This is a genomic window from Algoriphagus formosus (assembly GCF_002807035.1).
In the GTDB taxonomy this organism is placed as follows: domain Bacteria; phylum Bacteroidota; class Bacteroidia; order Cytophagales; family Cyclobacteriaceae; genus Algoriphagus; species Algoriphagus formosus.
The window spans coordinates 116,662-123,712 of the sequence record NZ_NIUC01000005.1 but is presented as its reverse complement, the minus strand read 5'-3'; the positions used below and the strand labels follow the sequence as shown (position 1 = coordinate 123,712).

At 40.9% G+C, this 7,051-nt stretch carries 7 protein-coding genes and 1 rRNA gene; 7 read left to right on the top strand and 1 reads right to left on the bottom strand.

Annotation, left to right across the window (positions count from 1 at the left end; translation table 11 throughout):
* The 6 genes from rrf to CDH51_RS19465 form a co-directional block, all read left to right on the top strand.
* Nucleotides 1-102: ribosomal RNA gene (gene rrf / locus CDH51_RS19490) — 5S ribosomal RNA — on the top strand; the annotation flags it as partial.
* 153 nt (nucleotides 103-255) lie between these two features.
* Entirely contained in the window at nucleotides 256-1,494 is a 1,239-nt protein-coding gene (locus CDH51_RS19485; protein WP_100630244.1) for a dihydroorotase, read from the top strand.
* Complete coding sequence (locus CDH51_RS19480; RefSeq protein WP_100630243.1) at nucleotides 1,487-1,999, top strand: DUF4199 domain-containing protein; 513 nt, start codon at nucleotides 1,487-1,489, stop codon at nucleotides 1,997-1,999. The genes CDH51_RS19485 and CDH51_RS19480 overlap by 8 nt, the downstream gene beginning before the upstream one ends.
* A gap of 6 nt (nucleotides 2,000-2,005) precedes the next feature.
* Complete coding sequence (locus CDH51_RS19475; protein ID WP_100630242.1) at nucleotides 2,006-2,554, top strand: DUF4199 domain-containing protein; 549 nt, start codon at nucleotides 2,006-2,008, stop codon at nucleotides 2,552-2,554.
* 1 nt (nucleotide 2,555) lies between these two features.
* Nucleotides 2,556-3,518: a glycosyltransferase family 2 protein gene (locus CDH51_RS19470; RefSeq protein WP_100630241.1), complete on the top strand. Its 963-nt coding sequence runs from the start codon at nucleotides 2,556-2,558 to the stop codon at nucleotides 3,516-3,518.
* The gene (locus CDH51_RS19465) at nucleotides 3,518-4,480 is read left to right on the top strand and encodes a glycosyltransferase (protein WP_100630240.1); all 963 of its coding nucleotides are present in this window, start codon (nucleotides 3,518-3,520) and stop codon (nucleotides 4,478-4,480) included. The genes CDH51_RS19470 and CDH51_RS19465 overlap by 1 nt, the downstream gene beginning before the upstream one ends.
* Before the next feature lie 155 nt (nucleotides 4,481-4,635).
* Here the strand turns inward: CDH51_RS19465 and CDH51_RS19460 are convergent, their stop codons facing one another.
* Nucleotides 4,636-5,400, bottom strand: coding sequence for a class I SAM-dependent methyltransferase (locus tag CDH51_RS19460; protein ID WP_100630251.1), 765 nt, complete (start codon nucleotides 5,398-5,400; stop codon nucleotides 4,636-4,638).
* 154 nt (nucleotides 5,401-5,554) lie between these two features.
* On the opposite strand from CDH51_RS19460, the gene CDH51_RS19455 reads away from it, so the two are divergent.
* Entirely contained in the window at nucleotides 5,555-7,030 is a 1,476-nt protein-coding gene (locus CDH51_RS19455; protein WP_100630239.1) for a TolC family protein, read from the top strand.
* Nucleotides 7,031-7,051 lie beyond the last annotated feature (21 nt).

Below are 7,051 nucleotides of genomic sequence, written 5' to 3'. Positions count from 1 at the left end.
TGGCGCAGGGGTTCCACCTCTTCCCATCCCGAACAGAGCAGTTAAGCCCTGCAGCGCCGATGGTACTGGGGTTACACCCGGGAGAGTAGGTCGCCGCCTCATTATTCAAAACCTCAATCTACCGATTGGGGTTTTTTGGTTTTAGGACAACCCTCTTTTTGTGATCAATGAAATCTGATAATATTCATTCCTGATTAGGAGATTTATTTTTCATTTTTGGATTATTGTCGCAGTTTTGTAGCAAATCACGATCGAATGGCTGTATTATTTAAAGGGTTGAGATGGATTCACAAGGGAAAGGCCACAATTGGGGACTTTATCTTTGATAATGGAGAGATTATTCCTGCTGGATCTTATCACTCATCCCCCACTGAGACTATCATAGCTGAAGGTTGGATTTGCTCTGAGGGTTGGGTTGATCTGAGAGTAAGCGCGGGAGAACCTGGTCACGAACATAAAGAAACAATTGAGAGCCTTTGCAATAGCCTTAATGTTTCCGGATTTTCAGCAGCTGTTCTTACTCCCAATACTGATCCAGTAATTGAAAATAAGGGATTGGTTGATTTCTTATTGAGTAAGTCCAAAGCCTTTCCAGTTGAAATCATTCCCCAAGCTGCAGTTACTAAAGGTACTCAGGGAGAAGATCTGACAGAAATTCTAGATCTACATTTCCAGTCTGGGGTCACCATATTTGGTGAGGGAAAAGTCTCTCTTTCCAATAGTGATCGCTACCTCAAGATTATCCAATATTTACAACGTGTCAACGGGATTCTTTTTGATCATGCTTATGATCCTTTACTGGCAATATTTGGTCAGATGCACGAAGGGGAAGTTTCTACCCAATTGGGGATGAAAGGAATTCCAAGACTGGCAGAAGAAGTAGCAATCCAAAGAAATTTAGAATTGCTTCGATATGCAGGTGGACGTGTACATTTTCAGACTATCAGTACTGCGAAGTCAGTCGACCTGATAAGGCAAGCCAAAAAAGAAGGCCTGAATATTACTGCGGATGTTTCTATCTATCAATTGATTTTTAATGATCAGGATTTATTTGATTTTGATCCCAACCTAAAGGTCAATCCTCCATTTCGAGAGAAAGAAGATAGAGACGCATTAATTGAAGGTTTGAAGGATGGAACCATCGATGCTTTGGTTTCCAATCATCAACCTGAAGATTTCGATTCGAAATTTATGGAGTTTGATCTAGCCGCTTTTGGTATGACAGGATTGCAGACTTTTTTGCCTGCGCTAAATCAATTGCAAGAAGAGCTAGGTTGGGAATTGTTATTAGAAAAAATAACCGATGGACCAGCAAAGGTCCTTGATTCAAAGATTTCTCGGGGTTTCACGATTTTCGATCCAAAGGAAAAATGGATATACAACGAGGACTCCAATCATTCTTTAGCTTCTAATAATCCATGGTTTGGCAAAGAGTTAATCGGAAAGGTCAAATACAGGATATATGAAGGAAATCTTCTGAAAATCAATGAATAAATACCTCAGTTCTGCTTATCAGTTTGGAACCTTGGGAGGAATTCTAAGTTTAATTTCCTTTGGATTTTTAGCTTGGGTTCAGCCAGATCCGACAAATCTGAATTTGATTTTTGGATACATTATCACTCCAGTTTCCATTTTCTTGGCCTTGAAGTTTTTTAAAGATTATTCAAATAATGGCTACCTTTCTTTTGCGGAAGGAATGTCAGTAGGTTTCGTGACTTACATGCTGATCGCTATTATCTCTGCTTTGGGGATTTGGATTATTTTAGTTCTTTATCCCGATCTTTTTGAAGTTATAAAGGCCTCAAAAATTCAGGTTATGGAGCAAAGTAAGGATACTATCATTTCTCAAGTAGGGGAAGAGTCCTTCCAAGCAACCCAAAAAAGTATTCAAGAAATGGCTTCGATTGACATTGCGATCAACGATGGAATTTGGAAAATAGTCCCCGGACTGTTTTTTACCATTATTATTTCTATTATTTTCAGGAAAAACCCCAATTAAACGACTATGGAAGAAAAACAAACTCCTTTTCAAGCTGCCGTAAGACCAGGTCTTACCATTGGCTTAGTTTCCGTTGCACTTACGTTTCTGGTATATTTTATTGATTCTAGCCTACTAGTAGCGGGTTGGTTTGGACTTGTGGCTCTTGCCATATTCTTTGTATTGGTTATCTTCTTCGGCAGGCAGTACCGGGCTGAATTAGGTGGATTCATGACCTTTGGCGTGGCCTTCAATTTTTCTTTCATCACGATGGTGGTTGCTGGATTAATCTCCATCATAGGAGGAATACTGCTTTATCAAGTAATTGACCCTGCATTGCCTTCTGTTCTTGCAGACCAATCTGTGGAAAATACTTTAGAAATGATGGAAAGTTTCGGTGCGTCCGCAGATTCGATGTCTGCTGAGCAATTGGACGAAATGAGGAATTCCATATCAGATGGTTTCTCTTTAATGGGGCAAATTAAAAGCTTTGGTTTTGCCCTTATATTTTATGCAATTCTTTCCCTTATCACGGGTGCTATTCTGAAGAAAAAAGATAAATCACTGGATTACTGATATGTTGCAAATTTCGGCGGTTGTTCCTGTATTTAACGAGGAGGAATCCCTTTCAGAATTGACTCAATGGATTAGCCGTGTCATGAACGATCACGGCTTTTCTTATGAAATTATTTTGGTCAATGACGGAAGTACAGACGACTCTTGGGCTGTAATAAGCCGCTTGGCTGAAGACAATGGGAATATCAAAGGAATCAACTTTACCCGAAATTATGGAAAGTCAGCAGCTCTCGACGCTGGCTTTAAAAAGGCACAAGGAAAAGTTGTCATCACCCTTGACGCAGACCTTCAGGATAGCCCGGATGAGATTCCTGAACTCTTTCAAATGATTCATGAGGAAGGCTATGATGTCGTCTCAGGCTGGAAAAAAGAGCGTCACGATCCAATCACCAAGACAATACCTTCCCGCTTCTTTAATGCAGTGACACGATGGATTTCTGGGATCAAGCTACATGATTTTAATTGTGGTCTAAAAGCTTATAAATTAAAAGTCGTCAAAAACATTCAGGTCTACGGAGAAATGCACCGCTATATCCCCCTTCTAGCCAAGTGGAATGGGTTTGGGAAAATAGGTGAAAAGGTAGTCCAACATCAAGCCCGAAAATATGGGGTCTCAAAGTTTGGGATCGAGCGATTTCTCAATGGTTTTCTGGACTTGATTTCAGTTTCATTTGTACATCGATACAAAAAGAAACCCATGCACTTTTTCGGGCTCCTGGGTACGCTTTCTTTTGTTTCTGGTTTTTTGATCACTTGCTGGCTTATTTTTCAGAAGATTTATGGTCTAAAAAAGGGTCTAGAAGTGCGTGAAATCGTGGACCAACCGCTTTTCTTTTTAGCATTGGTGGCGTTGATCATTGGTGTTCAATTGTTTGTTACAGGATTTATCGCGGAGTTGATGACTTCAAACCAATCCAAAGAATCAGAGTACAAAATAGACGAAGAAATCAACTTTGACTATTGATGTTTTTTTCGGTAATCATTCCAGTTTACAATCGCCCTGAAGAACTTCGGGAGCTTTTGGACTCACTTTCGGCCCAATCTTTCCAAGATTTTGAGGTGATTGTCATTGAGGATGGTTCATCGCTGACATCTGAGTCGGTATGTGATTCATTTAGCGAAAAGCTAAATATCCATTACCTCTATCAAGAGAATCAAGGTCAGGGCTTTGCCAGGAATCACGGAATGCAAGAAGCTAAAGGCTCTTTCTATGTCATTTTTGATTCGGATGTAATTGTTCCCAAAGATTATCTCGAAAGACTCAAGATGGCAATTGAGTCTAGAAATTTAGACGCTTTTGGAGGTCCTGATGCGGCCGAATCCAGTTTTTCAACCTTGCAAAAGGCAATGGATTTTGCAATGACCTCTTTTTTGACGACAGGAGGGATTCGTGGAAAAATGAAAAACCCGGCTTCTTACCAAGCGAGAGGGTTTAATATGGGCGTGTCTAGACAGGTTTTTGAAGAGACAAAAGGCTTTGTAGATCCGAATCGTGGAGAAGACATCGAATGGAGTATTCGAATAAAGAAGTCCGGATTTAAACTCGAGCTAGTCCGAGAAGCCTTTGTATTTCATAAGCGAAAGAATACTTTGAAATCATTTTTCAATCAAGCCTATTCCTTTGGTCAGAATCGGGTTAATGTGTCGAGGTATCACCCAGATGCCGTAAAGCTGGTTCATTTATTACCTTCTGCATTTTTGGTATTCTTAGCTTTAACCTTTGTTTCAGGTCTTTTTTCCTGGTCTATTTTTCCAGTATTGATCTTGGTCTTTTTGACTTGGATCACCTTGGTCTTATTTTTTGCAAGTCTTCAATACATGTCCCTAAAAGTAGGAGGGCTGGCTATTGCAACTTCGATTCTTCAATTGGCTGGTTATGGGGCCGGCTTGCTTGTCGAAGGTTTTAGAAAGCTTGTAAAGGGTTAATATGATTATCCGCAATGATGCCAGTAACCTAATTTTCTTTGCTAATCTAGCCGGATGTCCGATGTCGGATGACGGAAGCTGCAAAAATCGATCATTTTCCCAGAATTTTATCCGCACAATTTCGGTCTTGGTAAGAACGCGTATACCCATAAAGGTTAAACGCCCTTTTTACAAACAAAAATGGTCTCATCAGGAGGTAAAGCGAACTTTTGAACCATTTCAGCAGGAAGGTTTTTGACGAAGTCATTCTCTTCAATTTCTAATCCTGACCTTCTCAACCGCTCTGCATAGTCTTTTCCATACTTTCTTACATGGTCTCGCTGGCCAAAGATGCGCTCCCTTTCAGCCGGGTCAGTGATTGATTTATCTTCCAAAGTTTCCGGTAGGTCATATACCGGCGATTGCAAGATTCCCCAGCCACCGGGTTTTAAAACTCTGTTGATCTCTGCACAGGACTTGATATCATCGTCGACGTGCTCTAATACATGATTGCAAAATACTACATCAAAGCTAGCATCAGGGAAAGGAATATCATGGATATCCATTTTAACCTTGGCCAAAGGAGACTCAATATCCGCGGTGATATATTCCAAGTTTTTTAGCGAATCGAAGGGCTTCAAAAAGCAGTGTTCTGGAGCCACATGTAATACGCGGAGATTGGCAGTGAAGAAGTTGGTTTTTTCCTGAAGAAAGAGCCACATCAAGCGATGCCGCTCCAATGAAAGGCAGTTGGGGCAAAGTGCATTTTCGCGTGCCTTTCTTCCATAGGGCAAAAACTTTCCAAATTGAGATTGACAAACTGGACACTGGACAGCATCACCTTTATTTTTCCAGGCAAAAAATTTCATAGCCAAAGGGCTGACACGCTGCAAAAAGGGTCTGGGAAGGTAGCGAATGACGAAGGAAATGATGTTTTTGATCATGGAGTTGCAATTTAGCTATCGAAGCTTTGGCTAGCTAGTCATCCAAAAAATGTTTTAGCATTTTTTAGCATCAGATGAAGATGAGTTGGTTTGGAATTGAGATATCTATCAGTATTTTAGTTAAATTATTTTAACCGCCTAAGTTAACTGCATGAAAAAATTATTTATCCTACTACTCTCAATGGGGATTTTTTCTTTCCCCTTTTTTGAAACCAAAGCCCAAGAAACGGTAACCTACACCCTTCAAGATATGGTGCAGCGTGCCAAGGAACTATCACCAGCTTCCCTTCGTGCCAAAACACAAAAGGAAAACAGATATTGGCAATACAGACTCTTTAGATCAAATTACAATCCTCAACTGCGATTGAACGGTACAATTCCTAGCTATTCTCAGGCATTTAATAGCATTACACAGCCTGATGGATCTATCGAATTCCTTGAGGTGCAGCAGAACTTCATGGACTTGGAGTTGGGGCTTCAGCAGGTAATTTCACCTACCGGAGGGGTTATTTCAGTAAATACTTCAACCAATCGATTTGATAATTTCCTGGCCAGTCCAAATGATGTGCAGACTCGTTGGTCCGGTGTCCCGGTAAATATTCGCTTGCAGCAGCCAATTTTCGCCTACAATCCTTTCAAGTGGGATAAAAAAATTCAGCCTTTGCTTTTTGAAGAAAGCAAGCGAGCGTATGTGCAGGAAATGGAACAAGTTTCTTTTTTCGTCAGTCAGCTCTTTTTTGATTATTTGCTTGCTCAGGCCAATGTGGATATTGCGACACAGAATCTGAGTAACACGGAGGAGATTTTTGAAATAGAGAAAGCGAGGTATCAATTAGGAACGACTTTCGAGGATAAGCTTCTGCAGGTAGAACTTCAGGTGCTTCAGGCGAGACAGGATTTGGCACAAGCAAAGTTGGACCTGGAAAGCTCGGCACTTGCTGTGAATTCATTTATCGGCTTAGATCCCAATACACTGATACAGCTTGAATCACCAGAAAATGTGCCAGATTTTGATGTAAACGTGGATAATGCCATTTCTTTAGCATTCCAAAATAGGGCAGAGGCACTAGCTTTTCAACGGAGAAAAATTGAGGCAGAGGCTGCTTTGGCGGAAGCAAAAGGACAACGCTTCGCCGTTCAGCTCAATGCCAGCTATGGTTTTAACAATGCCGCTTTGACTTTCCCTGACATCTATCAAAACCCGAACACTCAGGCTTTGGTCAGCTTAGGCTTTTCAGTACCTGTATTGGATTGGGGGAGAAATAAAGCGCGAATGGCTCAAGCAGAAGCAAATCAGCAGCTTGTGGAATATACCGTGGAGCAGGATCAGATTAATTTCGAACAGGAGATCTTCACAAAAGTCAAAAACTTTCTAATGATCAAAGAGCGTCTTCAAGTGACAAAAGTATCTGACGAAGTGGCTCAGCGACGATATGAAATCGCCATCAAGCGCTATCAGTCAGGCAATGTATCGATCACTGACCTCTCCATTGCTCAAAATGAAAAAGATACCAATCGAAGGGCTTATTTCAGTGCATTGAGAGATTTTTGGTTGGCTTACTACGAATTGAGAGCGCTAACGCTGTATGATTTTGAGACAAACCAACTTCTGTATACCGCTGAATAAAAGAAAAAGGTCAAAAAAAAG